Source organism: Crossiella sp. SN42 (assembly GCF_023897065.1).
Taxonomy (GTDB): domain Bacteria; phylum Actinomycetota; class Actinomycetes; order Mycobacteriales; family Pseudonocardiaceae; genus Crossiella.
In genome coordinates this window covers 103,267-127,939 of record NZ_JAMHIV010000023.1, presented here as the reverse complement: position 1 = coordinate 127,939, position 24,673 = coordinate 103,267, and the positions used below count along the sequence as shown (strand labels likewise).

The following is a 24,673-nucleotide window of genomic DNA, read 5'->3' as shown; positions in this document are numbered from 1 at the left end:
GCCAGAACGCCAGATGAAAGTCCACAATGGACCTTGTCGGATGACTAGCGTGCCTGCTCAGGTGTTGAATGAGCCAGGTGTTGCTCGAAGCCGCCCTGCTCAAGCTCGGCACCGCCGCCGTGCGCACCGCCACCAAGCTGTGGCTGGCCGATGACAAGGTCGCCGCCGAGGTGGGCGCCAGCGCGGTGGACCTGGTGTCCGAAAGGTTCGGCAACCAGCGCGACAAACGCCGCTTCGCCCGGATGCTGGACACCTTCGCCGAGGCCGTGGTGGACCGGCTGGAACCCGTCATCGAGGCCGAGTTCGCCGCCCTGCCCGAGCACGAGCGCGCCGCCGCCGTGCACGCGGTCCAGGACACCTTCGAGCAAGCCGCCCTGGTGGACAAGGACCTCTTCGCCGCCGACCTGGACGCCCGCCACCTGGACCGCGCCCTGCGCCGCCAGGCCCCCGGCCACGCCGCCCTGCTCTCCGCCGACGCCGAAGCCCTCTACGACCTGCTGCTGCGCGAGTCCTGCGGCTACGTCATCGAGATCGCCCGCGGCCTGCCCACCTTCAGCACCGCCGCCCTGACCGAGCTGCTGCGCAGGGACACCGAGATCATCAACGGCATCCGCGAGGTGCTGGCCCGGCTGCCGCAACGGGACCGCAGCGCCGGTTTTGACTACGACTACCGCCAGCAGGCCGCCCGCAAGCTGGACCACATCGAGCTCTTCGGCGTCACCCTGGACGACGCGAGCAGGCGCTACCCGCTCAGCGTGGCCTACATCAGCCTCACCGCGGACACTGGGCACGGCCGCCCGGAACGCATCGAGGACCTGCTGGCCAGGAGCAGCAAGCTGTTCATCCGCGGCGAGGCCGGCCTCGGCAAGACCACCCTGCTGCACTGGATCGCGGTGCGCAGCGCCCGCCGCGACTTCCCGCCCGCGCTGGCCGCCTGGAACGACACCATCCCGTTCTTCGTCCCGCTGCGCCGCTACGCCGACCGCGACCTGCCCCGCCCCGAGCAGTTCCTGGACGAGGTCGGCCGCCACATCGCCGACGAGATGCCCAAGGGCTGGGTGCAGCAGCACCTGCGCGGCGGCCACGCGGTGGTCCTCATCGACGGCGTGGACGAGCTGGCCCCGGCCCGCCGCGAGGAGGCCCGCGACTGGCTGCGCTACCTCACCCTGAGCTTCCCCAAGGCCCGCTGGGTGATCACCTCCCGCCCCGGCGCCGCCCAGCCGGACTGGCTGGCCACCGACGGCTTCCTCAGCCTCGACCTGCAACCCATGACGCCACCGGACGTGCGCACCTTCATCCAGCGCTGGCACACCGCCATGCAGTCGCTGTGCGCCGACGAGGAGGCCAAGGCGCAGCTCGAGTCCTACCACCAGAACCTGCGCACCCAGCTGGACACCCGCAACCACCTCCGCCGCCTGGCGGGCTATCCCCTGCTGTGCGCCCTGTTGTGCGCGTTGCACAAGGACCGCCGCGCCGCGCTGCCGGACAACCGGATGGAGCTGTACGAGGTCGCCCTGCACATGCTGCTGGAACGCCGAGACGCCGAACGCCGCATTCCCGCGCCGGCTGGTCTGAACCGCACCGAGAAAACGTTGCTGTTAGGCGATTTGGCCTACTGGCTGATCCGCAACGAGCGCAGCGACATCGAAACCGAACGCGCCATCGAGCAGTTGGGCCGCCGGTTGCGGTCAATGGCGCAGGTCCAGGCCGAACCGGAAGAGGTCTACCGGCATCTGCTGATCCGCTCGGGGTTGTTGCGGGAACCGGTGGAAGGCCGGGTCGATTTCGTGCACCGGACCTTCCAGGAATACCTGGCCGCGCGTTCGGCGATGCAGGACTTCGACGACGTGGACCTGTTGCTGAAGAACGCGGCCAGCTGGCAGGAGGTCTTCGTGCTGGCCGTCGGCCACGCCTCCAGCCGCCAACGCGAGGCGCTGCTCTCCGGCCTGACCAAAGCCCAGGGCAAACGCAACCTCCAGCTACTCGCCCTGGCCTGCCTGGAAACCGCACCGGACCTGAATGCCGCGCTCCGCGCACAAATCCAGCGCCAGGCCGCCGATCTGGTGCCGCCCAAGTCCCGAACCCAGGCGCGGGTGTTCGCCTCCGCCGGCGCCTTCGCCCTCGATCTGCTCGCGAGCGCCAATCCGCGTACGGAACGGGAAGTGGTGACCACTATCAGGGCGATGGCGGAGACCGGGCTGGCCGAGGCGATCCCGCTCCTGGCCAGGTTCGCTGCGGACAAGCGGGAGGAGGTCCAGGAAGAACTTCTACTGATGTGGGACCGGTTCGACCGGGACGAGTACGCCCGCAGTGTGCTCACCGAATACGCGGGTGAGCTAGTGATCAGTGGAGTCAATCCGCCAGTGCGCCACCTGCGCGGGCTCCGGCACCTGAATGTCGACGGTGGTTTTGACCTGCGTGATGTGCCGCCTGGAGTGCGTGAGCTCAACGTCTTCAGCGCCTCGGATCTGGGCGGGCTCCCGCCGCTACCCAAGCTGAAAAAGCTGGGGCTGCACGGCATTCAGGATGCCAGCGACCTGTCCGTGCTCAAGTCCGCGCCCCGGCTTGAGAATCTCGAAATCGTGCCACGCGACCTCCTGGTGGACCTCGATGTCGCCTCGCTGCTGGAGCTGAAAGCCCTGCGGCGGCTGCACATCGTCTGCACCGATCTGGCCATCCTCCGCCCGCTGCGGCAACGCCATGAACTACAGGTCATCTGGCGCCCCCGAGAAAGCAGTCGCCCCGCGGTCCTGGAAAGCCCGCGGGGCGACTGAGCAAAACCACTGACTACCGGGCGAACTCCGCGCCGCGGGTCACCGCGTTCCACGCGTCCACGATGCCGTGCCCGTAGAACCCGTTGAACTTGGTGTCACCCTCACAGGTGGCCGTGAACTCCGCGCTCCGGCCCTCCTTCAGGTAGTCCACCGTGCGCGGGGTCGGGCAGGCGCGCTTCTGCGCGGTGCCGTAGAGCACCTTCTCCACCTTGTCCGGGGACATGGTCAGGCCCGGGTTCTTCCGGTCCTTCTTGCCGTACTGGCTGACGATCAGCGCCGCCACACCGGCCGCGTGCGGGGAGGCCATCGAGGTGCCCTGCAGGTAGTGGTAGTAACCCACCTTGTCGCCCTGCACGTACTTGGTCACGCCCGCCTTGACACCGTCCGGGGTGATGTTGCCCTCGGCGTCGACCAGCTTCTCGGCCTGCAGCACGTTCTTCGGGTACGAGGACAGGATGCGGTTCTCGTTGGCGTTGAACCACGGGGTGCCGAAGTAGTCGCGGGTGTAACCGCCGGGGGCGGCCACCGAGATCTGCTCCAGGCCGTAGTTGGAGAAGTCCGACTTCTTGCCCGACGGGCCGAGGCTGGACACGCCGATGGTGTGCGCGCCCTCGACCGGCAGGTCGAAGCAGGACGCGTTGTCGATCGGACGCTCGTGGGTGTTGCCCGCCGGGAAGTTCGGGCTGGACTTGTCGGTCCGCGGCTTGCCGAGGTCCTCGTGGTTGTTGCCCAGCGCGCCGACCAGGGTGACGCCCTTGTTGTGCGCGTAGTTCAGCGCGCGGTTGATCGCCTTGATGGTGGCGCGCTGCTCCTGCTGCTGCTCAGGGGTGTCGGCCGGGTTGGCCACGCAGTTGAACGCCCACGGGTCGACGTAGAAGGACATGTTGATCACGTCCAGGCCCGCGTCCGCGCCGTAGGTCAGCGCGTCGATGACCGGCTGCAGGAAGAAGTAGCCGCTGTCCTGGCCGCCGCGGATGTTCACCAGCGTGACGCCGGGCGCGACGCCGGAGACGCCGAAGCCGTTGACCGCCGCGCCGATGGTGCCCGCGACGTGCGTGCCGTGGCCGCTGTCGTCATGGTCGTTGGGGTCCACACAGCCGCGGAACTCGCACTCGCCGTCGACCTCGGCGCCGTTCTCGTCGTAGGGGAGGTCCGTGGTGAAGTTGCGGGACAGCTCCTTGGAGAAGTTCGGCGCGATGTCCGGGTGGTTGCCGTCCACGCCGGTGTCCAGGATGCCGACGGTGACCCGCTTGTCACCCGGCTGCTTCGAGCGGGCCAGGTCGGAGCGGAGCATCTTCAGGCCCCACAGCTTGTCGTCCAGCGGGTCCATGCCGGACTGCTGGACCTTGGCCTCGGCCGGACCCTGCTTGCCAGCGGACTCCTTCTCGACCGCGTCCCGCTTGGCCTTCTCCAGCTTCTGCTTGGGCGCCTGGCCAACCGGCCGCGCCCTGGTCGCGCCGCCCAAGTCCGTGGACCCGGCGACCTGGGTGATGAAGCCCTGCTGCGGGGCCCGCACGACCAGGGCGCCGATCGCGGCGTTCTCCTTGGTCACGGTGCCGCCGGCAGCCTGCACCGCGCGGATCGCGGCCTCCCGGCTGGCGCCGTCGGCGACCAGCACGGTGTAGTCGGACTGAGCCTGCTGGGATGCCGTGCCCGCGGCACCCGCCGGGCCACCGGCCAGCAGCAGGGAACCTGCCACGACCGGCACAGCCAGCCCGGCTGTCAGGATTTTCTTGACCTTCACGTTCATTGCCTCCTCGACGTGACCCGGCTGGACACGTCCGTGTCCAAGCGGCACGCTCACGGAACGAACTGCGGTTATGCGCCGCGCGCATTGCAGCAGTGGCCGACGGACAAGCGGAAATACCAACGGGTGACCAAGATTGATGCAGGATGAGCATGGATATCGAGTTCCGGCATCTTAAGGCGTTCCGGGTGCTCGCGGAGGAGCTGAACTTCACCCGCGCCGCGGCACGTCTGGGTGTTCCGCAGTCCGGTCTGTCCCGCCAGGTGCAGCGGCTGGAACGCAGCCTTGGCGTGAGCCTGCTGCGGCGCAGCACCCGCGCGGTCTCGCTCACCCCGGCCGGGCACGCCCTCTACACCCACGCCAGGCGCGCCGAGGAGCTTGCCGAGCAGCTCAGGGCCGATGTCACCGCCGCTGGCCATGGTCAGGTGCAGCTCCGGCTGGCCACCTACCCGATCGGCGTCTCCGAGCTGACCGCCCGGCTCACCCAGGCCCTGCCCGAGGTCCAGGTGGCCACCCTGACCACCACCCCCGACCTGGCCGTGCAGGCGCTGGAACGCGGGGAAGTCGATCTTGTCCTCGGCTACGGCCCGCCGGGGACGCAACCCTCGTTACCGCCGGGTGCCCAAGCCGAAATTCTGTTGCATGAACCGATTTACGTGGCCCTTTCGGCCGCCCACCGGTGCGCTTCCGCCGAGTCCGTGCACCTGGCCGAGCTGGCCGCCGACCGCTGGGTGGCGCCGCCGCCGGACACCGTGCTGGCCCAGGTGTGCGCCGCGGTGTTCACCTCGGCCGGAATTCGCCCGCACGTGTTGCACGTGGCCGACTCCTCGAACACGGTGCGCAACCTGGTCTCCTCGGGCCAGGCGGTCAGCCTGGCCGCCCCGCTGGCCGCGGCCTGGCCGGATGACAACGTGGTGGTGCTGCCGGTCGACCCGCCGATCCACCGCCCGGTGTGGGCGGCCTGGCTGGGCAGGCTGCCTGCTGACGTGGTGGACAGCGCGCTCGGCGCGGCCTGCGCGCATTACGCCGAGCTGGCCGCGCGGGCCGGAGACTACTGGGCGCGGGCGATTCGGGAAGGGCGGCTGCGCGGCGGGCACTGGCCGCCCAGAAGCTGAAGAGATCCTCAGTTTCCCTCGGTAAAGTCGGCAGGCATGACGACCACCGCCGACGCGGTCGCTCCCGGTGTCGGCCGGAGTCGCCGCAACTACCTGGCCGCCGAGTTCCTCCTGTTGTTCTTCGGGGCGGTCTCGGTCTACACCGTCTTCCGCATTCCCGGCGGGCCCATTCCGCTGCTGGTGGTGCTCGGCATCACCGCGGTGGTCTACCTGCGCCGGCAGCCGGACTTCGACCGGTCGAACTTCTGGCGGGCCTCCGCGCTGTGGCCGGTGCTGCCGAGGATGCTGCTGCTGTGGGGGGCCACCGCCGCGCTCGGCCTGGTCTCGCTGTGGCTGTTCAGCCCGGAACGCCTGTTCGAGCTGCCCAGGAACAACCCGACGGTGTGGCTGTTCATCATGGTGTTGTACCCGCTGCTGTCGGTCTACCCGCAGGAACTCATCTTCCGGGCGTTCCTGTTCCACCGGTACGCGCCGGTGTTCGGCAACGGCCTGGGAATGGTCGCGGCGAGTGCCGCTGCCTTCGGTTTCGTGCACATCATCTTCGGCAACGTGCTCAGCGTGGTACTCACCGTCATCGGCGGCTGGATCTTCAGCAACCGATACCGGCGCACCCGCTCGCTGTTCGCCGCCTGGGTGGAGCACGGGCTCTATGGCCTGCTGGTCTTCACCATCGGCTTCGGAGATTTCTTCTACCACGGCGCGGCCGCTCGGTGAAGGGTTTATGATTCCGTTGCCCCATCACGCGATCCGGTCACATCCTGGTTGCTGACCCACCTGGAAATTTGACTTCACGCCCGTTCGGATATTTACTGCCACGAGCCACCTATCCAAACGGGGAGTGCAAATGGCGGAGAAAGTCACGGTCGAGCTGGTGGACGACCTCGACGGGTCGAAGGCTGAGGAGAGCGTCTCCTTCGGGCTCGACGGCGTCGACTATGTCATCGACCTGTCCGCGGACAATGCGGCGGCTCTTCGCGACGCCGTTGCGGCGTATGTCGCCGCGGCCCGGCGCACCGGTGGCCGCAAGCAGCGGGCCACCCGCGGCGGCGGTGCCAAGGCCGCCGGCGAGCGCGACCGCAACCAGGAGATTCGGCAGTGGGCCCGCACCCAGGGCCACCAGGTCTCCGAGCGCGGCCGCATTCCGCAGGAGCTGGTCGTGAAGTTCCAGGAAGCCCACGCTTCCTGAGTTCGCGGAACCACAGCGTTCGAACTCCAGCGGATCGTGCGCGGAAAAGACCTGAATCCGCTGGGGTTGCGCCGCCGCCAGCGCGTGCAGCCTGCGCAGGTTGTCCAGACGTTTTGTCCGGTTGACCGCCACCACGGATTGGAATAGGTCCAGCCCCGGGGTGCCGCGAGACGGCCGCCCATTGACCTCGCCGTGGAAGAAGTAGGCGTCCCCGGCATGCAACAGCCAGCGGTCGCCGTCGGCCGCCACCGCGACTCCACTATGGCCGTGGCTGTGTCCAGCCAGTGGAATCAGCAGGATCTCCGGCGGAAGTCCGTCGAGTTGCCGCACCGCCTCGAAGCCGAACCAGCCCTCGCCTCCGGTCCGGTCGTATGTGGCCCAGTCCGGGCCGTGCGCCCATTGCGCCGGCACATAGCGCGAACGTTCCCCCAAGGTTCGCCTGGCCATTGCCGCGGCGTATTCCTCGGCATGCACGTGCACCTTGGCCTGCGGGAAATCCGCGATCCCGCCCGCGTGGTCCAGGTCCAGGTGGGTCAGCACGATGTGCCGGACGTCCGCCGGTGAATAACCCAGTCGGGCGATCTGCCGGACCGCGGTCTCACTCTCGGCCAGCTTCGGCCGGCAGGAAAGCCGGAACAGCGCGCCCAGCCTGCCCGGCGAGCGCAGGTCGTCGAGCCCGAGCCCGGTGTCCACCAGCACCAGGCCCTGCTCGGTCTCGATCAGCAGGCAGTGCGCGACCAGCCGGGCCGCCCGGTGCGGCGGGGCGTCGCCGTTGATCAGCCGCCCGCCGAGCGGAGCCATGCTCGCGCAGTTGAGGTGGTGAACCCGCATGTCCGTACATCTAGCAGCCGAGTTCACCCACCCGTTGCTCCCACCACTGACTTGTGACCTAACGCAACCTCTCCCGGATGCGATGCAGCGCCGACTGCGTCGCGCCCACCGTGGTGCGCAGCTCCCTGGCGATCTCGGTGTGCGGCAGGCCGTCGGCGAAGAGCAGCAGCAGGTTGCGGTCGCGGGTGGAGAAGTCCCGCAGCCGCTGCCGGAACCAGCGTCCCTCCAACCGGTCGTTGACCCGTTCGGTCGGATCCTCCGGGGTGCTCGGCCGGAGCCGGGGGTGGTCGAACAGGGCCGCGTCCTCGTGCTGCCGCCGGTGTTCCTCCGCGCACAGCCTGCCGACCACCAGGGCCAGGAACGCGGCCAGCCGGTCCGGTGGCACCCGGCCGAGCTCGGCGGCCTGGGTGAGTGCCTCGTGCACCAGGTCCTCGGGTTCGGCGCCGGCTGGGCAGCGTTGTCTGGCCAGCCGCAGCAGCGCGGGCCGCAGGCGCAGGCACTCCTGCCAGTCGACGGCGGTGCTTGCCGGGCGGGACCTCTTGTCGCGCATGGTCCTCACCCTGCCGCGCCCGCCGCCGCCGTGGCCGGATCAGATCAGGTGATACCGGCGGTTTGTTGGACCGGCACGAAGACTTCCGGCTCGCTCACCGGTGGGCCGATGCGCAGCGTGACCAAGGCCGAGGGCACCACCAGGGCGGGCAGCCACAGCCGCCACAGCGCGGTGAACTTGGCCGTCAGGTCGTCATGTCCACTGGTCGCCCTGGACAGCAGCTGGGTGCCGGTGAAGGCGGCCACCAGGGACTCCGCGGCCTCCCTCGGATGCACCTCGGGCCGTAGCTGCCCAGCCGCGCCCGCCAAGATCAACAGATCGCGGACCATGGTGACCCAGCCGTGGAACTGACCGCCCGCCTCGCGGTCGAACAGGTCGGCCTCGAAGAGCAGCCGGACGCCCACCCTGGCCCGCACATCGGTGCGCAACCGGTTGCCGAACTCGTGTGAGAGATCGATGAGCGACTGCATCGGGCTCAATGGCTGCTGGGCCAAATGGTGGTGGACTTCGTGCCAGAGACGTAACTGGGTCTCGATCAAAGCGACCGCGAGTGCTTCCTTCGAGGGAAAATGGCAGTACAGAGCCCCTTTTGTGACGCCCGCACTTGCGCAAACGTCGGTGAGATTGGTACCGAGAAAGCCCTTCCGGTCGAAAGTGTTCGCTGCCGCCAGCAGCAGGCTTTGCTTCGTGTTGCTCGATTGTTCACGCTTGAACATCGACTGCTCCGCCATCCAGGTGTTCTTGCCGTCGAAACTAATCTGTACCGGTATGTTGGCCGACATGTTGCGGTTGGGCAACGACCAGGTGCCGAAGAGCAAAGACTCACTATTCGTTGCACTCGAAATGAGTGGAGAGGAGGGATTCGACACGACCGTACCGCGCAGGCTGGTGCATCGCGAGTCCGTGGCCGAGGTGCTGCTGACCAGATGGGTGCGCCGCCGCACCGGCGACTTCCGGATCTGTGCCCAGCTACCCCGGGCGCACGCCTTCTACCAGCCAGAACAGGGCCGGGCCGACCCGCTGCTGATACTGGAGACCATTCGCCAAACCGGGCTGTTGATTGCCCATACGGGTTGGGACATACCGCTGGACCACAAGTTCGTCATGCGCGGAATGAGTTACGCCGTCGATCCTGCGGCGCTGCGGGCCGGCGACCGGCCGGTCGACATCCAGCTGGTGGTGCGCACCAGGGATCCGAGGGTTCGGCCGGGGCACGCCTCCACGCTCGCGGTGGAGGCCGAGCTGTACCGGGAGGGCCGCCGGTTCGGTCAGGGCGGCGGCACGCTGGGCGCGCTGCCGCCCGCGGTGTACGCCAGGCTGCGCCCGCCAAGGGTGCCCAGCCAGGCGGCCGGTGAGCGGCCGGCGCCGGTGCCGCCGGAACTGGTGGGCAGGCGCGATGTCAGGGACGTGTTGTTGACCAGCGTGAACAAGGCGAACCGCTGGGGCCTGCTGGTGGATGCCAGCCATCCGGCGTTGTTCGACCACGCGGTCGACCACGTGCCGGGCATGGTGGTCTTCGCGGCCATGCGCCAGGCGGTCCGGGCCGTCGTGGGTCCCGGATACCTGGTCTCCTGCCAGGCCCGCACCGGCCGGTTCGTCGAGCTGGACCGGCCGGCCGAGGTGAGCGTGCTGCGCACCGCGAACGGCATGTGCTGGGTCGCGGTGGAGCAGGACGGCCAGCGGGCGGCGACCGCGGCCTGGCGGCTGGCGCCCGGCGCCGGGCCGGTGTCATGACGAATCGGACGTCCTCCACGCTGGAAATGGTGCAACGACTGCTCACCCGATTCGGTGCGCAGGATGCCGCGGGCATCGCACAGTTGTTCCACGTGGACGCGCAGTGCCATTCCTCGGAAATTCCGGGAGATCCCTGGCCGGTGCGGTCCCATGGCCGCCGGGAAATCGAGGCGTTCTTCCTGGCACTGTTCCACCGGTTGGAGTTCCACGCGGTGACCGTGCGAAAGGTCCTGGTCGACGGTGATGATGCGGTGGTCTTCGGCGGCGGCCGATACCGGGCCACCGGAACCGGTCGCGTGTTCGCCCAGGATTTCGCGGTGAGTCTTTCCGTGCGGGCCGGGCTGATTCATGAGTACCGGGTCGTCGAGGACACCCTGGCCATCGCCATGGCACTCGGCAGGGCTTATCCGATTTACTGACGGCGCACTGGCCGGGTCCGCCGCGCGCGCGGTCCCGGCCACCCCCGTCCAGCGGAGGCACCACATGACCAAGCAGATCGCCGGCACCACCGACATCGCGGCCACCCCGGCCGCGGTCTACGCCCTGGTCTCCGACGTGCCGAACCAGCACCGGTTCACCACGGAGTGCCGCGCCGCCGACTGGTTGCCCCCGGCCACCGGTCCCGCGGTCGGCGCCCGCTTCCGCGGCCACAACGAGGTCGGCAAGGCCAAGTGGTCCACCACCTGCCGGGTCACCAAGGCCGACCCCGGCCGCGCGTTCGCCTACCGCGTCACCGCCGGGCCGATCCGGGTCGCCGACTGGGCCTGGACCCTCGAACCCACCGGCACCGGCTGCCGGGTCACCGAGTCCTTCGTCGACCTGCGCAACCCGGTGATCAAGTGGCTGTTCAACCGCATCGTCGGCGTCAAGGACCGCGCGGCCCGCAACAAGCGCAACATCGACCAGACGTTGGCCGGCCTCAAGGAACTGGCTGAGGGCTGAGCCCACTGCCTGGTCGCGTTCTCGCGAGACCGGGACCGCCCCTGGCTGCTGGGCTGGCCGCATGTCCGTTCACTCCCGCTGGCCGGCGGTCGTCTCCGTCATGCTGGGCATCTTCGCCATCGTCACCACCGAGATCCTGCCCATCGGCCTGCTCACCCCCATCGGCACGACCTTCGGCATCTCGCCCGGCACCGCGGGCCTGATGATGACCATGCCCGGTTTCCTGGCCGCGCTGGCCGCGCCGCTGGTCACGGTGGCCACCGCGCGGCTGGACCGGCGGCGGATGCTGGCCGCGCTGGCGCTGCTGCTGGCGGTGGCGAACTTCCTCGCCGCGGCGGCCCCCGGCTACTGGCTGATGCTGCTCTCCCGGGTGCTGCTGGGCGTGGTCATCGGCGGGTTCTGGTCCATCGGGGCCGGGCTGGCGCCTCGGCTGGTGCCCGCGCACCGGGTGGGCGCGGCCACCGCGGTGATCTTCGCGGCGGTGCCGCTGGGCTCGGTGCTCGGCGTGCCTGCCGGGACCTTCCTCGGCGAGCTGGCCGGGTGGCGGTCCGCGTTCGTGGTGCTGGGGGTGCTCACCGCGGCGGTGTGGCTGGCGCTGCTGGTGTTCCTGCCGTCGCTGCCCGCCGAACGGGCGACCAGTCCGCGGGTGCTGGCCGGGCTGCTGCGCCTGCCGAGTGCCCGGCTCGGGCTGGCGGTGACCTTCCTGGTGGTGCTCGCGCACTTCGGCACCTACACCTACGTGACCCCGTTCCTGCACCAGGCCACCCAGGCCAGCCCCACGCCGTACCTGCTGGCCTACGGCCTGGCCGGGGTGCTCGGCAACTTCCTCGCCGGGGCGTGGGCAGCCACCGCGGTGCGCCGGGTGTTCGCCGTGGCGGCCGGAATGATCGCGCTGGCCACGGTGCTGCTGCCGGTGCTCGGCGGCTGGGAGCTGCCGCTGCTGGTGCTCTGGGGACTGGCCTACGGCGCGGTGCCCGCCTGCGCGCAGACCTGGCTGGCCCAGTCCGCGCCCGAGGCGCCGGAGGCGGCCACCGTGCTGTTCACCTCGGCCTTCCAGGCCACCCTGTCCACCGGCGCGCTGCTCGGTGGCGTGCTGGTGGACGCGAGCTCAGTCTCGGTCACCATGGTCACCGGCGGGCTGGTCGCGCTGCTGGCCGTCGGGGTGCTCCAGGCTTTCCCACAGGTTCGTCAGCCCGTCCAGCATCACGCGTAGGGCCAGCTCGAAGGCCTCGGTGTCGATCTCGGCCCGGCCGCGCAGCAGGTGCGCCTGGGCCAGGTTCGGGTAGCGCTCGGCGTAGAGCTGCTCGTCGTCGATGAAGCCCTGGGAGAACGAGCCCATGGCCGCGCCGAAGACCAGGTACTTGGTGGCCGCGCCGATCATGGTGGCGTACTTGGGCGGCCAGCCCGCGGAGACCAGGCCGCCGTGCACCGCGTCGGCCAGCTTCAGGCCGGACTCGCGGCGGCCGGGCCCGGCCGAGAGCAGCGGCACGATGTTGGGGTGGCGGGCCAGCACGGACCGGTAGGAACGCAGGTAGATGGTCAGCGCCTGCCGCCAGTCGCAGCGGCCGAAGGCGGAGGTGTCCACCTCGGTGGCCAGCTCGTTGGCCACGTCGTGCAGCAGCTGTTCCTTGGTGCGCACGTGGTTGTACAGCGAGGCGGCCTGCACGCCGATGTGGTGGGCCAGCCTGCGCATGGTCAGCGCCTCCAGCCCGTGCTGGTCGATGATCTCCAGCGCGGCCGTCCGGATCCGGTCGACCGACAGCAGCGGGGCTGGGGGTCTGGGCACCGTTGCTCCTCGTGGATGAGTCTCGCTCGACTTCGCGCCGCGGTCTTGCCGTGCGCGCACCGCCGTCCTAGCCTCGATGAAAACTAACACGGTTAGTTTTCCGGGTCTGCACCCACGACGATGAAGTCACGGAGGCCGGATGACTCTCTCGCTGGCGATGGTCCTCGCGGAGTCGGCGCGGCTGCACCGCGAACGGGTCGCCCTCATCCAGGGCGACCAGCAGCTCACCTACCCGGAGCTCTGGGAGCGGGCCAGGCGGCACGCCGCGGCCCTGCGCGAGCTGGGCGTCCGGGAGGGCGACCGGGTCGCGATCGTGGCCCCCAACGTGATCGGCTTCGTCGAGTCCTACTTCGGCGTGCTGGCCGCCGGCGCGGTGGTGGTGCCGATCCCGCTGCTGCTGGTGCCGGCTGAGGCCACCTACCTGATCTCGCACGCCAAGGCCAAGCTGGTGCTCTGCCACGTCTCCCAGCTGGACCTCGGCGCGCCCGCCGCCAAGGCCGCCGGGGTCGAGCTGCGCACGCTCGGCCCGGCCACTCCCGAGCACCCCTCGCTGACCGAGCTGGCCGCGGCCACCGACCCGCTGCCCACCTTCCGCACCCGTGCCGCGGAGGACCCGGCGGTGGTCTTCTACACCTCCGGCACCACCGGCCGCCCCAAGGGCGCCGTGCTCACCCACCTCAACCTGGTCATGAACGCCACCGTGGCCGCCTTCGACGTGGACAAGCTGGCCGCGGGAGACGTGATCCTGGGCTGCCTGCCGCTGTTCCACATCTTCGGTCAGTCCAGCGCGATGAACTCCGGCTTCCGGGTCGGCGCCACCCTGCTGCTGCAACCCCGCTTCGACGCCGCCGAGGCGCTGGAGCTGATGCGCAGGCACCAGGTGTCGATCTTCCTTGGCGTGCCCACCATGTACCTGCGGCTGCTGGAGGTCAGCGAGGGCCAGGCCGAGGTGCCCCAGCTGCGCGGGTGCACCTCCGGCGGGGCGCCGCTGCCGGTGGCCGTGCTGGAGGCCTTCCAGGAACGCTTCGGCACCGAGATCCTGGAGGGCTACGGCCTGTCCGAGACCTCGCCGACGGCCACCGTCAACCAGCCGGTCTTCGGCGCGCGGCCGGGCACCGTCGGCCACCCGATCTGGGGCGTCGAGGTGGAGGTGGTGGACCCGGCGATCGACGAGCGGAACGAGTTCCTGCCGGCCGGGCAGAGCGGCGAGATCGTCATCAGGGGGCACAACGTCTTCGCCGGCTACCTCGAAGACCCGGCGGCCACCGAGGCGGCCGTGGTGGACGGCTGGTTCCGCACCGGCGACATCGGGGTCAAGGACGCCGAGGGCTACCTCTCGGTGGTGGACCGCAAGAAGGACCTGATCATCCGCAGCGGGTTCAACGTCTACCCGCGCGAGGTCGAGGAGATGCTCATCCGGCACCCCGCCATCGCCGAGGTCTCGGTGATCGGCCTGCCGGACGAGCGCAGCGGTGAGGAGGTCTGCGCCGTGGTGGTGCCCAAGCCGGGACAGCAGGTCACCCAGGACGAGGTGATCGCCTGGACCAGGGAGCGCCTTGGCCACCACAAGTATCCGCGACGGGTCGTCGTGGTCGAGGAACTGCCCGTTGGCCCCAGCCACAAGGTGCTCAAGCGCGAGCTCCGCCAGTGGGTGGCCACCGGCAAGGTCAAGTGAGGAAAGGGAAACTCGTGGGAACTCTGGACGGACGCGTCGCGGTGGTGACCGGCTCGGCACGCGGGATCGGCGCGGCCACCGCCCGCACGCTGGCCGAGCGCGGCGCCGCGGTCGCGGTGATCGACCTGGATGAGGCGGCCACCGCCGAGACCGTCAAGGCGATCACCGACGCCGGTGGCAGGGCGGTGGGCATCGGCTGCGACGTGACCAGCCGCGAGCAGGTCACCTCGGCCTTCGACCGGGTGGTCGCCGAGCTGGGCGGGCTGCACATCCTGGTCAACAACGCCGGGGTGACCAGGGACAACCTGCTGTTCAAGATGACCGACGAGGACTGGGACACGGTCATGTCGGTGCACCTGCGCGGCGCCTTCCTGTGCAGCCAGATCGCGCAGAAGCACATGGTGCAGCAGCAGTTCGGCAAGATCGTCAACCTGTCCAGCACCTCCGCGCTGGGCAACCGGGGCCAGGCCAACTACGCCGCGGCCAAGGCGGGCCTGCAGGGCTTCACCAAGACCCTGGCCATCGAGCTGGGCCCGTTCGGCGTCAACGTCAACGCCATCGCCCCCGGCTTCATCGAGACCGACATGACCGCGGCCACCGCGGCCCGGATCGGGATGGACTTCGAGCAGTTCAAGAAGGCCGCCGCCGAGCAGATCTCGGTGCGCCGCACCGGCAAGCCGGAGGACATCGCGAACACGGTGGCCTTCCTGGTCAGCGAGGACTCCTCGTTCATCAACGGTCAGATCCTCTACGTCGACGGTGGCCGCTAGAAAGGCAAGCAGCGCAATGGACTTCTCCCTCAACGACACCGAACGCGACATCCGGGACTGGGTGCGCAACTTCGTCCGCAAGGAGCTCATCCCGCTGGAGCCGGAGGTGCTCCGCCGGGAACGCCTCGGCCAGCCGGGCATCACCAGGGACGAGCTGCGCGAGTTGCAGCTCAAGGCCAAGGCGGCCGGGTTCTGGGGCATCCAGACCCCGGAGGCCTACGGCGGCATGGGCTTGGGCGCGGTGATGACCGCGCTGGTCGAGGGCGAGCTGGGCTACAGCTTCGTGCCCTTCCACTTCGGCGGCGAGGCCGACAACATCCTCTACGCCGGCAACGAGGCGCAGAAGGAGAAGTACCTGCTGCCGACCATCGCCGGTGACCGGATCTCCTGCTTCGCCATCACCGAGCCGGGCGCGGGCTCGGACGCCAAGGCCATCCGGACCAGCGCGGTCAGGGACGGCGACGACTGGGTGATCAACGGTGAGAAGACCTTCATCACCAAGGGCAACGACGCCGACTTCGTGATGGTCTTCGCGGTCACCGACAAGGACAAGGGCGCCAACGGCGGCGTCACCTGCTTCCTGGTGGACCGGGACATGGGCTGGAAGTCCGAGCCGATCGCCACCATGGGCGAGTGGGGGCCGGCCGCGCTGGTCTTCGACAACGTCCGGGTGCCGCAGGAGAACGTGCTCGGCGAGGTCGGGCAGGGCTTCGCGCTGGCCATGAGCTGGATCGGCCGCGGCCGCTACCTGCTGCCCGCCCGCGCGCTGGGCGCCTGCGTCCGGCTGGTCGAGTTCGGCCTGGACTACGCGCGCACCAGGGAGACCTTCGGCGAGCTGCTGGCCGAGCGGCAGGCCATCCAGTGGATGCTGGCCGACTCCGCGGTGGAGATCGAGGCGCTGCGCTGGCTGGTGCTCACCGCCGCCTGGCAGGTGGACGCGGGCCTGGATTCCCGGCAGGGTCAGTCCATGGCGAAGCTCTACGGCGGCATCAAGGCCAACGAGATCGTCGACCGCATGCTGCAGATCCACGGCGGCATGGGCTACACCAAGGAACTCCCGCTGGAGCGCTGGTACCGCGAGCTGCGCCTGCTGCGCATCTACGAGGGCACCGACGAGATCCAGCGCCGCACCATCGCCCGGAACCTGTTGAAGGGCCACGCGAACGTGCGTGGCGCACTCGGCTGAGGGGAGCGAGAAGTTGCCGATCGACCTGTCCGCGGTGGGCCGCGCAGTCGGCCCGTGGGAACGCAGCTGGACGGCGGAGGAGGCGTTGCTGTACGCGCTCGGCGTCGGCGCGGGCGCCGAGGACCCGTTGGCGGAACTGGCCTACACCACCGAGAACACCGCGGGGGTCGAGCAGCAGGTGCTGCCCACCTTCGGCGTGGTGCTGGCCCAGTTCGGCGGCCCCGCGCAGTCCTTCGGCGACTTCGACCCGGCCCTGCTGGTGCACGCCGAGCAGGAACTGGTGCTGCACCGGCCGCTGCCGGCCGAGGGCCGGATGAGCCTGCGCCGCACGGTCACCGACGTCTTCGACAAGGGCAAGGGCGCCCTGGTGGTGGCCAGGACCGAGGGCAGCACGATCAACGGCGAACCGCTGCTGTCCACCATGTCCTCGGTGTTCGTCCGCGGCCAGGGCGGGTTCGGCGGCGAACGCGGTCCGTCGGAGGAGTGGGCGCCGCCGGCGCGCGAGCCGGACGCGGTGCTCACCTTCCAGACCGCGCCCAGCCAGGCCCTGCTGTACCGGCTGGGCGGCTGCGACCACAACCCGCTGCACTCCGACCCGGCCTTCGCCGGGCGGGGCGGGTTCCCGCGGCCGATCCTGCACGGCCTGTGCACCTACGGCATCACCGCCCGGCTGCTCACCGGCCACTTCTGCGGCGGCGAGGTCAGCAGGGTGCGCCGGATCTTCGGCCGGTTCACCGCCCCGGTGCTGCCCGGCCAGGAGCTGATCGTGCACGCCTGGGCCGAGGGCACCGAGGTGGCCTTCCGCACCGAGACCAAGGAGGGCGGCGTCACCCTGGACCGGGGCGCGTTCAGCTTCGCCTGACCGGGCACACTGGGCGGGATGACCACCATCCGCGCCACCGGCCACCCGGAGATCAGGGCCACCCACGACAAGACGTGGGAGCTGACCCCGGACACCGAGCTGACCGCCCGCGCCACCTGCGTGCTCGGCGTCGGCGCGGTGACCGAGGGCGGCCCGCTGGCCGGTCCGGTGGAGCTGCGGATCAGCGCGGGCGGGCACAGCGCGACCGTCCGGGCCGTCGGCAACCCGAACTGGGTTCCCGGCGGCCCGGCCGTCATCCGCCGCAGCCCGCTGCGCCTGCCCGGCACCCTGGCCACCGACGCCGACCTGTCCGCGGCCGACCTGCCCCGCGACCTGGCCGCCCGGCTGACCGACCCGGCCACCGAGGTGCTGGTCGAGGTGTCCGCCGTGGACGATCCCGGCACCGTGGTCCTGTGCCACGCCACCGGCCCGAGCCCCCGCCTGAGCGCCGAACTGGCCGCCGCCGACACGGTGCTCGCCGAAGACTCCGGCGCACGGTCCCTGCTCACCCGGCTGACCGCCGCCCCCGCGCGCGCCGTGCCCGCCGACGTCACCGGCCGCATCCTCATCCTGGCCACCGAGGACCTCCCCGGCCGCACCGTCCGCCACCTGCTTGGCGGCCCCACCGAGGCCATCGGCCTGCCCCCCGGCCTGGCCGCCGCGGCCGCCTCCCCATCCGCCGCCCCGCTCTTCCTGACCGAGCCGTCCCGCAAACCCGCCGACACCCTGCGCGCCGCCCCCCTGGACGCCAAGGTGGTCATCCGCGTCGCCGCCGACACCGCGGCCAAGGTGCTCGCCGCCGCCCGCGACCGCGGCACCCGCACCCTCGCCGTGGCCACCGAGCCCTACGCGGAGAGCGAGCGCCCGCGCTGGGGCGAGCTGGACACCCTCCCGCTGCCCGCCCGCGGCGAGTTCTGGCTCTGCCTCGACCCGGCCCCCAGCCAGGGCCTGGACCCGTTGCTGCACAAGATGGTCACCGGCCTGCTCGGCCAGGGCGTGCCGGCCAAGAGCCTGGCCCAGACCCTGGCCGAGCTGCCCGGCTTCACCCGCCGCACCGCCTACGACGCGGTGCAACAGCTCAAGGATCTAGGCTCCTGAGGTGCGTCGCGTAACCGGCAAGCAGGTCGTCGACCTGACCGCGGAGCAGTTCGCCGAGCTCCGCGCCCAGTACACCTCGGTCCTGCTCGACGTGGGCACCGGCGACGGCAAGCACCCGCTGCACCTGGCCCGCAAGCATCCCGACCAGCTGGTCATCGGCCTGGACGCGGCCCCGGACAACCTGCGCAAGACCGCGGGCAAGGCCGCGGCCAAACCGGCCAAGGGCGGCCTGCCCAACCTGGTCTACCTCTGGCACGCCGCCGAGTCGCTGCCGCCGGAGCTGCGCGAGATCGACGAGCTGCACGTGCTGATGCCCTGGGGCAGCCTGCTGCGCGGCGTGCTGGACACCGAGGGCGCGCTGCTGCGCGGGCTGGCCGCCTGCTGCCGCCCCGGCGCGGACTTCCTGGTCACGCTGAACCTGCACGCCTGGCGCCCGCCGGTGCCCGAGGTCGGCGACACCGCCGAGCCCACCCCGGAGTCGGCCACCGAGGTGCTGGCCAAGGCCTACGCCACCGCGGGCTGGCAGCTCACCGAGGCCGCCTACCTGAGCCCGGAGGAGATCGCCGAGCTGGCCACCTCCTGGACCCGCAGGCTCAACTCCTCCCGCGACCAGCTGGACGTGCTCGCCCTGCGCGGCACGATCGCCTAGACCCCGATGGGACAGCGCCGCGGCACCTCGTTCACGATCACCGACTCCACGCTGTACACCCGGTCCGCGGCCAGGTGCCGGGCGGAGACGGTGCACGCGATCTGGTCGAGGGCCGGCCCGGACAGCGTCAGCGGCCGCCCGTCGCCCCTGAGCACCCGCACCTCGACGGTGTTGCGCTGGGTCACCCCCGCGGTCAGCTCGCCGAACCCGGCCGTGGGCAGCGCGCTGGTCAAGCCGGGCGGATCGTCCTCGGCGATCCCGTAGAACAGCTCGCGCAGCGCGGTCGGGTAGTCGCCCAGCTTGCCGAGCTTGCGCACCACCGGCACCAGGCTGCCGCCGCGCAGGAAGTACAGCGTCGGCCCCTCGGCCACCCCGCGCGGCGCGTCCCCGCCGCCCACCGGCGGGGTGGGCCGCACCCCGCACCCGGCCAGCAGGGCCACCCCCAGCAGCACCGTCACCAGCCGCCTCACCGCGGACCACCCTCCTCCACGCCCCTGGCCAGCCGGGGCAGCCGCAGGGTGAACCTGGCCCCGCCGTGCGGCGCGTTGGCCGCCTCGATGGTGCCGTAGTGCAGTTGCGCGTTCTCCCAGGCGATGGCCAGCCCGAGCCCACTGCCCTCGGACCGGGACCGGGCCGAGTCGGCCTTGTAGAAGCGGGCGAACACCTGTGGCAGCACCGCCTCCGGCAGCCCGGACCCGTGGTCGGTGACGGTCAGCTCGATCCACTGCGGGCTCGCGGTCAGCGTGGCCACCACCGGCGGCTCCCCGTGCCGCAGCGCGTTGCCGACCAGGTTGGCCACGATCACGTCCAGCCGCCTGGCGTCCAGCTTGACCCGCACGCCCTCGGGCAGCTCGGTGGTCACCTGGTCCGTCCAGCCCCTGGCGCGCAGCGTGTTGCGCACCGCCTCGGCCACGTCCACCTCGGTCAGCACCAGCCTGGCCGCGCCCGCGTCGAACCGGGAGATCTCGATCAGGTCCTCCACCATCCTGGCCAGCTTGCGGGTCTCCTGGCCGACCAGCCTGGCCGCGATCTGCGCGTCCTCGGGCAGGTTCTCCGCTTCCTCGTCCAGCACGTCGGTCACCGCGGTCATCGCGGCCAGCGGGGTGCGCAGCTCGTGCGAGACGTCGGCCACGAACCGCCGCGCGTCCGCCTCCATCCGCTGCAGCCCGGTCACCGTCCGGTCCAACGCGGCCGCGGTGTCGTTGAAGGTGTGCGCCAGGTCGGCCAGCTCGTCCGAGCCCTTGACCTCCAGCCGCGCGCCCAGCTCGCCGCTGGCCAGCCGCCGGGTCGCCCCGCGCAGCTCGCGCACCGGCCGCAGCACCCCGCGCGCGGCCAGCAACGCCAGCAACGCGGCCAGCGGCAGCGCCAGCAGGCTGGTCTGCCACGCGCTCTGGGCCAGGTCGCTGATCTGGCCGGCGGGTCCGCCCAGGTTCCGCGCCAGGTAGACCTCCATACCGGAGGGCTCCAGCTCGCCACCCGCGCGCTTGGTCAGCACCGGCATGCCGACGTAGAACATCGGCGAGCTGCCACCCGGCGACAGGCCCCGCTGGAACACCAGGGTGCCCCTGGTCCGCACCGCGGTCCTCAGCTCGGCCGGGAAGTCCTCCAGCCGGTAGCCCATCGGGCGCGACCGCAGGTCCTGGTAGGTCACCACCGCCGCGCTGTCCGGGAGCTTGCTGACCAGCTGGTCCAGGGTGGCCTGGGTCGGCGGGAAGCTGAGCTCAGGGGCGAACCGGCTCACCGTTTCCTTGGTGGTGACCATGACCTGGTCCTGGGCGTACTTGAGCACCGTGGTGCGCGCCGAGACGTAGCTGGCCCCCGCCGCGGCCGCCGCGCCGAGCGCGGCCACCGCCAGGAAGGCGAACACCAGCCGCGCGCGCAGGCCACGGGCCCAGGTGGGCAGCGAGTCGAGCAGGCGGCTCATACCGGGCCGAACCGGTAGCCGAAACCGCGCACGGTCTGCACGTACACCGGGCTGCCCGGCCGGTCCTCGATCTTGGCCCGCAGCCGCTGCACGCACGCGTCCACCAGCCGGGAGTCACCGAGGTAGTCGTGCTCCCACACCGCCTGCAACAGCTGCTGGCGGCTGAACACCTGGCCGGGCGAGGCGGAGAGCTCCAGCAGCAGCCGCAGCTCGGTCGGGGTCAGCCCGACCTGCCGGTCGTTCTTGGCCACCACCAGCGCCTGCCGGTCGATCTCCAGCGACCCGTGCCGCTCCTTGCTGGTCTGCTCGCTGGCCCCGCGCCGCAGCACCGCCCTGATCCGGGCGTCCAGCACCCTGGGCTGCACCGGCTTGACCACGTAGTCGTCCGCGCCGGCCTCCAGCCCGCCGACGATGTCCATGTCGTCGCTGCGCGCGGTCAGCATGATGATCGGCACCTCGCCGCCTGCCCTGATCCGGCGGCACACCTCGAAGCCGTCGATGCCCGGCAGCATCAGGTCCAGCACCACGATGTCCGGCGCCTGCGCGCGCAGCGCGTCCAGGCCGAGCTCGCCGGTGGCCGCCGCGTCCACGGTGTAGCCCTGCCTGCGCAGGGCCAGTTGCAGGCCCTCGCGCACGGCATGGTCGTCCTCGATCAACAGCACCCTCGGCATGGCACCGATTATTGGCCCCCGGGGACACCACCGCCGACCTGGTCCGACTGCTGTAGCAGAACCATGACAAGGCGCGGACCAGCCAGGGACATCCAGCGCCGACCGTCAGTGGCATGCGCAACCAGACCAACTCCCTGGACGCGCCGACCGCACCCATCCCGGTGCCCGGAACCCAGCCCCGCCGCCGGTTCCGCACCTGGACCGGAGTGGCCGGCCTGAGCGTCGCACTGCTGCTGGCAACCGGTTTTGTGGTCTACGGGCTGCCCTCGCCCGCTCACCCCGGCGGTCAGCTGCTCGGCCTGACCACGGGCAGCAGCACCGGCAAGACCACCGAGAACAACCCGAACTGCGTCTTCGAGCCGCAGCAGGCCGAGCGCCTGGAAGTGCCCAGCGAGCTGGAGCCGGACCGGCTGGCGCCCGCGATGCGGGAGGCCTTCCAGGCCGCCCGCTGCGCGGCCCGGGCCGACGGCGTGGACATCTTCGTGAAGTCGGCCCGGCGCACCGCGGCCGAGCAGCGCAGGCTGTACCGCGCGGAGATCAAGAAGCGCGGCTCGGAGGCCGAGGCGCGCAAGTGGGTGCTGCCGCCGGAGGAGTCCGCGCACGTCAAGGGCACCGCGGTGGACGTGAAGCCGCAGTCCGGCGCGAAGTGGCTGGAGCGCTACGGCAGCCAGTGGGGCCTGTGCCGCACCATCGCCCGCGAGTGGTGGCACTTCGAGCACAGCGCGGACTGGGTCGGCAAGGGCTGCCCGGATCCCCGCTAGCGCCGCCGTGCGCCGCGCAGCCTGGCCACCTCGAGCCGCACCGGCTCGAAGGTCTCCGCGAAGAGGTTGCCGGGGCACTGGGTGGACACCCAGTCCCGGTGCCTGGCCAGCACCGGCCCCTCGTAGCGCTGCCCGTCCTCGGTGTTGACGTAGGTCAGCCTGGCCAGCGGGTCCAGCCCGCAGAGCAGGGTCAGCGCGGCCAGCGTCCTGGTCAGCGTGCTCCACGCCCCCGGTGCGGGCAGGCCGCCGGTGAAGTCGCCGAGCAGGCAGATGCCGATGTTGCCGGGATTGCGCCCGCGCACGTGCCCCGCGGTCACCGTCCCCGTCGCCCGGCCGTTGGCCTGCATCGTGCCGAAGACCGCCGCGCCGCCGGTGTGCCTGCCCTGGTAGAGCACGCCCTCCGGATCGATCAGCAGGTGGTAGCCGATGTCGCCCCAGGCGTTGCCCACGGTGTGCCCGTGGTAGATCGAGCGCACCGCCGCGTCCCGGTCGCCGTCCACCGCGATCGCCGAGTGGTGCACGGTCAGGCACTGCACCGGGCTGAACGTCGGCGGCCACAGCTCGCCCTTGGGCCCGAAGCGCAGCCTCTCGTCCGCGCCCCACTCCGCCCTGGTCCGGATCCGCACCTTCAGGTCGTCCCGGCCCGGCGGGGCCAGTTCGGCCGGGGGCTGCCGGGGCGCGGCCGAGGCCGTGCTCGCGCCGGTGAACGCCGCCCCGGCCAGTCCGGCCAGCCCGGTCAACAGTGCACGCCGCGTAGTCATGGCCACCTCCAGGATCACAGCGTAATTAGTTGAGCACGCAGCGAAACCGGACACAAACTAGGCCGAAGGGTGCAGCGACACTGCGCCGAACGTTCGCGTGTCCGAAGACAGACCAAAAGGTCGGTTTTGTCCTCCAATCGAGTGACAACGAGTGGCTGGAAGTGCTGGTTCCAACGTCAGAACCCCGCGTCGAACCCGACTACCTCCATAGGTGGCGTCACGATCGGGTGTGAGGCGACTCCAAGAAGGCAAGACGTCGAAAGGGGACCGCCGTGGATCCAGTGACACTGCGTGCACGCGCCGCCGGCTTGAGGACTCGGGCCGGCGCGTACCGGGTCGCCCAGATCGACTCCGTGCCGCTGTTCCAGCACGGCGTCGCCGCGGTCCTCGGTCGAGACCCCAGGGTGCAGTGGGTGGGCGCGGCCAGCTCCCCCGGCAGCGCCGTGCAGCTCTGCCGGGCGGCCCAGCCCAACGTGCTGCTCATCGACTCCGAGCTGGACCCCGGCGCGCACCTGTGCCGGATGCTGGCCGGCATGCAGCCGAACCTGACGGTGGTGACCCTGTTCCGTCCCGGCGCGCGGCTGGCCGGTGAGGTGGAGGTGGCCCGGCGCAGCGGCGCCAAGGGCTTCCTGCCGCGCGAGATGGACCCGGCCCGGCTCCCGGAGGCGATCTGCCAGGCGGTGGAGCTGGGGCTGTACGTGGCGCCCTCGCTGGCCCCGCTGCTCGCGCCCGGCCGGGTGGTCGGCGCCCAGCGGGGCAACGGGCCCGCGCTGTCCAAGCGGGAGTTCGAGGTGCTGCGACTGATCGCGGACGGGCTCACCGCGAAGAACATCGCGCACCGGCTCGAGGTCTCCGAGGAGACGGTGAAGACCCACGTCCGGCGGATGCTGCGCAAGCTCGACGCGCGCGACCGGGCGCACGCGGTGGCCCTGGCCTACCAGGCCGGACTGCTCGGGGAGGCAGCCGCTGGCGAGGACGTGGTGCGGTTGGTGCCTGCGACCAGGGCGGTCGCGGCGCGCTGAGGCTCGGGATGCTCAGCGCGCCAAAACAGGTTTCAGTGCCCCTGCTGGCGGAACTCCCAGTCGAGGCGCTGCATGACCCACTCCTGGGCCAGGGCCATCGGGGAGGTCTGGCGCTGCGCGGCGAGCTCACGGAGCTGCTCGTTCGCGATCAGGCTCAGGCGGAGCTGGTGAACCTCGGCGTTGCCGAAGCGGCGGCCGGTGGCCGTGGTCTCCACGTCGGCCTCGGGAGCGAGGGCGGCGAGGTAGTTGTCCAACTCCGCGTCGGGGGCGAGAAGTTCGGTCTCGGCTGCCGGAGCCGGGCGATGACGGCCGTTCTTCGATCGACTGAGAAGCACGGCGAACACGGTAACGAACTGATGAAGGAAGTTCGAGGCTTGTGAGTTACCCGTCAGTGTGTAACGCCGCGAACGGCCTATTGACATGGAGAGGCCCCCGCGCCAGGGGGAGGAGCACGGGGGCCGGAGGGGATCTCCACAGGCGCTGACCGGGGGTGTGTCAGCAAAGTGATTGTTGCATGCTCACTCGTCGGTGCCCAGTGATGTCGTCGAATTTTTTTGTTTATCGCGCGTACTTATTCACCAAAACGGCGTTATGAACACTTGGTGTCCAGGTTTGGACACAGTGTGGAG

Annotated in this window: 25 protein-coding genes and 1 pseudogene; 16 read left to right on the top strand and 10 right to left on the bottom strand. The window is 70.7% G+C overall.

Annotation, left to right across the window (positions count from 1 at the left end):
- Positions 1 to 68: 68 nt before the first annotated feature.
- A complete protein-coding gene (locus tag M8C13_RS26915) occupies positions 69 to 2,774 on the top strand; it encodes an NACHT domain-containing NTPase (protein WP_252483486.1) in 2,706 nt (901 codons plus the stop codon).
- Positions 2,775 to 2,787: 13 nt separating this feature from the next.
- Here the strand turns inward: M8C13_RS26915 and M8C13_RS26910 are convergent, their stop codons facing one another.
- Entirely contained in the window at positions 2,788 to 4,524 is a 1,737-nt protein-coding gene (locus tag M8C13_RS26910; RefSeq protein WP_252483485.1) for a S8 family serine peptidase, read from the bottom strand.
- Positions 4,525 to 4,673: 149 nt separating this feature from the next.
- Here M8C13_RS26910 and M8C13_RS26905 point away from each other — a divergent pair, with 149 nt between their 5' ends.
- The 3 genes from M8C13_RS26905 (at position 4,674) to M8C13_RS26895 (ending at position 6,822) form a co-directional block, all read left to right on the top strand.
- Positions 4,674 to 5,636 (top strand): LysR family transcriptional regulator, encoded by a 963-nt coding sequence (locus M8C13_RS26905; protein ID WP_252483484.1) that lies wholly within the window; start codon positions 4,674 to 4,676, stop codon positions 5,634 to 5,636.
- Positions 5,637 to 5,672: 36 nt separating this feature from the next.
- Positions 5,673 to 6,350, top strand: coding sequence for a CPBP family intramembrane glutamic endopeptidase (locus tag M8C13_RS26900; protein WP_252483483.1), 678 nt, complete (start codon positions 5,673 to 5,675; stop codon positions 6,348 to 6,350).
- 130 nt (positions 6,351 to 6,480) lie between these two features.
- Positions 6,481 to 6,822, top strand: coding sequence for an Lsr2 family protein (locus M8C13_RS26895; protein ID WP_252483542.1), 342 nt, complete (start codon positions 6,481 to 6,483; stop codon positions 6,820 to 6,822).
- 165 nt (positions 6,823 to 6,987) lie between these two features.
- Here M8C13_RS26895 and M8C13_RS26890 read toward each other — a convergent pair.
- From M8C13_RS26890 to M8C13_RS26880, 3 genes and pseudogenes are all read right to left on the bottom strand, one after another.
- Positions 6,988 to 7,623 (bottom strand): annotated as a pseudogene (locus tag M8C13_RS26890) (MBL fold metallo-hydrolase); the annotation flags it as partial.
- 88 nt (positions 7,624 to 7,711) lie between these two features.
- Entirely contained in the window at positions 7,712 to 8,203 is a 492-nt protein-coding gene (locus tag M8C13_RS26885) for a sigma-70 family RNA polymerase sigma factor (protein WP_252483482.1), read from the bottom strand.
- A gap of 44 nt (positions 8,204 to 8,247) precedes the next feature.
- Entirely contained in the window at positions 8,248 to 9,021 is a 774-nt protein-coding gene (locus M8C13_RS26880) for a ScbR family autoregulator-binding transcription factor (RefSeq protein ID WP_252483481.1), read from the bottom strand.
- Here M8C13_RS26880 and M8C13_RS26875 point away from each other — a divergent pair.
- The 4 genes from M8C13_RS26875 to M8C13_RS26860 all read left to right on the top strand — a co-directional run bounded on the left by M8C13_RS26875 (position 8,972) and on the right by M8C13_RS26860 (position 12,092).
- Positions 8,972 to 9,937: a ScbA/BarX family gamma-butyrolactone biosynthesis protein gene (locus M8C13_RS26875; RefSeq protein ID WP_308202868.1), complete on the top strand. Its 966-nt coding sequence runs from the start codon at positions 8,972 to 8,974 to the stop codon at positions 9,935 to 9,937. The genes M8C13_RS26880 and M8C13_RS26875 overlap by 50 nt on opposite strands.
- 29 nt (positions 9,938 to 9,966) lie before the next feature.
- Positions 9,967 to 10,356, top strand: coding sequence for a nuclear transport factor 2 family protein (locus tag M8C13_RS26870; RefSeq protein WP_252483479.1), 390 nt, complete (start codon positions 9,967 to 9,969; stop codon positions 10,354 to 10,356).
- A 64-nt stretch (positions 10,357 to 10,420) separates the two neighbouring features.
- Entirely contained in the window at positions 10,421 to 10,879 is a 459-nt protein-coding gene (locus tag M8C13_RS26865) for an SRPBCC family protein (RefSeq protein WP_252483478.1), read from the top strand.
- Positions 10,880 to 10,940: 61 nt separating this feature from the next.
- A complete protein-coding gene (locus tag M8C13_RS26860) occupies positions 10,941 to 12,092 on the top strand; it encodes an MFS transporter (RefSeq protein WP_252483477.1) in 1,152 nt (383 codons plus the stop codon).
- Here M8C13_RS26860 and M8C13_RS26855 read toward each other — a convergent pair.
- Positions 11,988 to 12,665, bottom strand: a complete 678-nt coding sequence (locus M8C13_RS26855; RefSeq protein WP_252483476.1) for a TetR/AcrR family transcriptional regulator — start codon at positions 12,663 to 12,665, stop codon at positions 11,988 to 11,990. The genes M8C13_RS26860 and M8C13_RS26855 overlap by 105 nt on opposite strands.
- Positions 12,666 to 12,804: 139 nt before the next feature.
- On the opposite strand from M8C13_RS26855, the gene M8C13_RS26850 reads away from it, so the two are divergent.
- Genes M8C13_RS26850 through kamB form a run of 6 tightly spaced genes read left to right on the top strand, consistent with a single transcriptional unit; the run spans position 12,805 to position 18,905 of the window.
- Positions 12,805 to 14,340: a long-chain fatty acid--CoA ligase gene (locus M8C13_RS26850; protein WP_252483475.1), complete on the top strand. Its 1,536-nt coding sequence runs from the start codon at positions 12,805 to 12,807 to the stop codon at positions 14,338 to 14,340.
- Positions 14,341 to 14,363: 23 nt separating this feature from the next.
- Positions 14,364 to 15,110 (top strand): 3-oxoacyl-ACP reductase FabG, encoded by a 747-nt coding sequence (locus M8C13_RS26845; protein WP_256509755.1) that lies wholly within the window; start codon positions 14,364 to 14,366, stop codon positions 15,108 to 15,110.
- A gap of 16 nt (positions 15,111 to 15,126) precedes the next feature.
- Positions 15,127 to 16,296 (top strand): acyl-CoA dehydrogenase family protein, encoded by a 1,170-nt coding sequence (locus M8C13_RS26840; RefSeq protein WP_252483473.1) that lies wholly within the window; start codon positions 15,127 to 15,129, stop codon positions 16,294 to 16,296.
- A 13-nt stretch (positions 16,297 to 16,309) separates the two neighbouring features.
- Positions 16,310 to 17,158, top strand: coding sequence for a MaoC/PaaZ C-terminal domain-containing protein (locus tag M8C13_RS26835; protein ID WP_252483472.1), 849 nt, complete (start codon positions 16,310 to 16,312; stop codon positions 17,156 to 17,158).
- A gap of 18 nt (positions 17,159 to 17,176) precedes the next feature.
- The gene (locus M8C13_RS26830; RefSeq protein ID WP_252483471.1) at positions 17,177 to 18,256 is read left to right on the top strand and encodes a DUF371 domain-containing protein; all 1,080 of its coding nucleotides are present in this window, start codon (positions 17,177 to 17,179) and stop codon (positions 18,254 to 18,256) included.
- 1 nt (position 18,257) lies between these two features.
- On the top strand, positions 18,258 to 18,905 hold the full coding sequence (kamB, locus tag M8C13_RS26825; protein WP_252483470.1) for a 16S rRNA (adenine(1408)-N(1))-methyltransferase KamB: 648 nt from the start codon (positions 18,258 to 18,260) through the stop codon (positions 18,903 to 18,905).
- Here kamB and M8C13_RS26820 read toward each other — a convergent pair.
- The 3 genes from M8C13_RS26820 to M8C13_RS26810 are packed head-to-tail and all read right to left on the bottom strand — an operon-like array spanning position 18,902 to position 21,500.
- A complete protein-coding gene (locus M8C13_RS26820; protein WP_252483469.1) occupies positions 18,902 to 19,375 on the bottom strand; it encodes a hypothetical protein in 474 nt (157 codons plus the stop codon). The two genes, kamB and M8C13_RS26820, sit on opposite strands and share 4 nt — an antisense overlap.
- The gene (locus M8C13_RS26815) at positions 19,372 to 20,829 is read right to left on the bottom strand and encodes a cell wall metabolism sensor histidine kinase WalK (RefSeq protein ID WP_252483468.1); all 1,458 of its coding nucleotides are present in this window, start codon (positions 20,827 to 20,829) and stop codon (positions 19,372 to 19,374) included. Before M8C13_RS26815 ends, M8C13_RS26820 begins: the two co-directional genes overlap by 4 nt.
- Positions 20,826 to 21,500 carry a response regulator transcription factor gene (locus M8C13_RS26810; RefSeq protein WP_252483467.1) on the bottom strand — a complete coding sequence of 225 codons (675 nt, stop codon included), beginning with the start codon at positions 21,498 to 21,500 and terminating at the stop codon, positions 20,826 to 20,828. Before M8C13_RS26810 ends, M8C13_RS26815 begins: the two co-directional genes overlap by 4 nt.
- A 113-nt stretch (positions 21,501 to 21,613) precedes the next feature.
- Here M8C13_RS26810 and M8C13_RS26805 point away from each other — a divergent pair, with 113 nt between their 5' ends.
- On the top strand, positions 21,614 to 22,261 hold the full coding sequence (locus tag M8C13_RS26805; protein ID WP_252483466.1) for a M15 family metallopeptidase: 648 nt from the start codon (positions 21,614 to 21,616) through the stop codon (positions 22,259 to 22,261).
- Here M8C13_RS26805 and M8C13_RS26800 read toward each other — a convergent pair.
- Positions 22,258 to 23,022 carry a peptidoglycan recognition family protein gene (locus M8C13_RS26800; protein WP_252483465.1) on the bottom strand — a complete coding sequence of 255 codons (765 nt, stop codon included), beginning with the start codon at positions 23,020 to 23,022 and terminating at the stop codon, positions 22,258 to 22,260. The two genes, M8C13_RS26805 and M8C13_RS26800, sit on opposite strands and share 4 nt — an antisense overlap.
- Before the next feature lie 308 nt (positions 23,023 to 23,330).
- Here M8C13_RS26800 and M8C13_RS26795 point away from each other — a divergent pair, with 308 nt between their 5' ends.
- On the top strand, positions 23,331 to 24,044 hold the full coding sequence (locus M8C13_RS26795) for a response regulator transcription factor (RefSeq protein WP_252483464.1): 714 nt from the start codon (positions 23,331 to 23,333) through the stop codon (positions 24,042 to 24,044).
- Positions 24,045 to 24,076: 32 nt separating this feature from the next.
- Here M8C13_RS26795 and M8C13_RS26790 read toward each other — a convergent pair whose 3' ends face one another.
- Positions 24,077 to 24,379 carry a hypothetical protein gene (locus M8C13_RS26790; RefSeq protein WP_252483463.1) on the bottom strand — a complete coding sequence of 101 codons (303 nt, stop codon included), beginning with the start codon at positions 24,377 to 24,379 and terminating at the stop codon, positions 24,077 to 24,079.
- Positions 24,380 to 24,673 lie beyond the last annotated feature (294 nt).

What these genes read in the sequence shown, in the direction of transcription:
- M8C13_RS26915 (WP_252483486.1), top strand. Translation starts at nt 69, where the DNA reads ATGAGCCAGGTGTTGCTCGAAGCCGCCCTGCTCAAGCTCGGCACCGCC.
- M8C13_RS26910 (WP_252483485.1), bottom strand. Translation starts at nt 4,524, where the DNA reads ATGAACGTGAAGGTCAAGAAAATCCTGACAGCCGGGCTGGCTGTGCCG.
- M8C13_RS26905 (WP_252483484.1), top strand. Translation starts at nt 4,674, where the DNA reads ATGGATATCGAGTTCCGGCATCTTAAGGCGTTCCGGGTGCTCGCGGAG.
- M8C13_RS26900 (WP_252483483.1), top strand. Translation starts at nt 5,673, where the DNA reads ATGACGACCACCGCCGACGCGGTCGCTCCCGGTGTCGGCCGGAGTCGC.
- M8C13_RS26895 (WP_252483542.1), top strand. Translation starts at nt 6,481, where the DNA reads ATGGCGGAGAAAGTCACGGTCGAGCTGGTGGACGACCTCGACGGGTCG.
- M8C13_RS26885 (WP_252483482.1), bottom strand. Translation starts at nt 8,203, where the DNA reads ATGCGCGACAAGAGGTCCCGCCCGGCAAGCACCGCCGTCGACTGGCAG.
- M8C13_RS26875 (WP_308202868.1), top strand. Translation starts at nt 8,972, where the DNA reads ATGTTGGCCGACATGTTGCGGTTGGGCAACGACCAGGTGCCGAAGAGC.
- M8C13_RS26865 (WP_252483478.1), top strand. Translation starts at nt 10,421, where the DNA reads ATGACCAAGCAGATCGCCGGCACCACCGACATCGCGGCCACCCCGGCC.
- M8C13_RS26860 (WP_252483477.1), top strand. Translation starts at nt 10,941, where the DNA reads ATGTCCGTTCACTCCCGCTGGCCGGCGGTCGTCTCCGTCATGCTGGGC.
- M8C13_RS26850 (WP_252483475.1), top strand. Translation starts at nt 12,805, where the DNA reads ATGACTCTCTCGCTGGCGATGGTCCTCGCGGAGTCGGCGCGGCTGCAC.
- M8C13_RS26840 (WP_252483473.1), top strand. Translation starts at nt 15,127, where the DNA reads ATGGACTTCTCCCTCAACGACACCGAACGCGACATCCGGGACTGGGTG.
- M8C13_RS26830 (WP_252483471.1), top strand. Translation starts at nt 17,177, where the DNA reads ATGACCACCATCCGCGCCACCGGCCACCCGGAGATCAGGGCCACCCAC.
- M8C13_RS26815 (WP_252483468.1), bottom strand. Translation starts at nt 20,829, where the DNA reads ATGAGCCGCCTGCTCGACTCGCTGCCCACCTGGGCCCGTGGCCTGCGC.
- M8C13_RS26810 (WP_252483467.1), bottom strand. Translation starts at nt 21,500, where the DNA reads ATGCCGAGGGTGCTGTTGATCGAGGACGACCATGCCGTGCGCGAGGGC.
- M8C13_RS26805 (WP_252483466.1), top strand. Translation starts at nt 21,614, where the DNA reads ATGCGCAACCAGACCAACTCCCTGGACGCGCCGACCGCACCCATCCCG.
- M8C13_RS26800 (WP_252483465.1), bottom strand. Translation starts at nt 23,022, where the DNA reads ATGACTACGCGGCGTGCACTGTTGACCGGGCTGGCCGGACTGGCCGGG.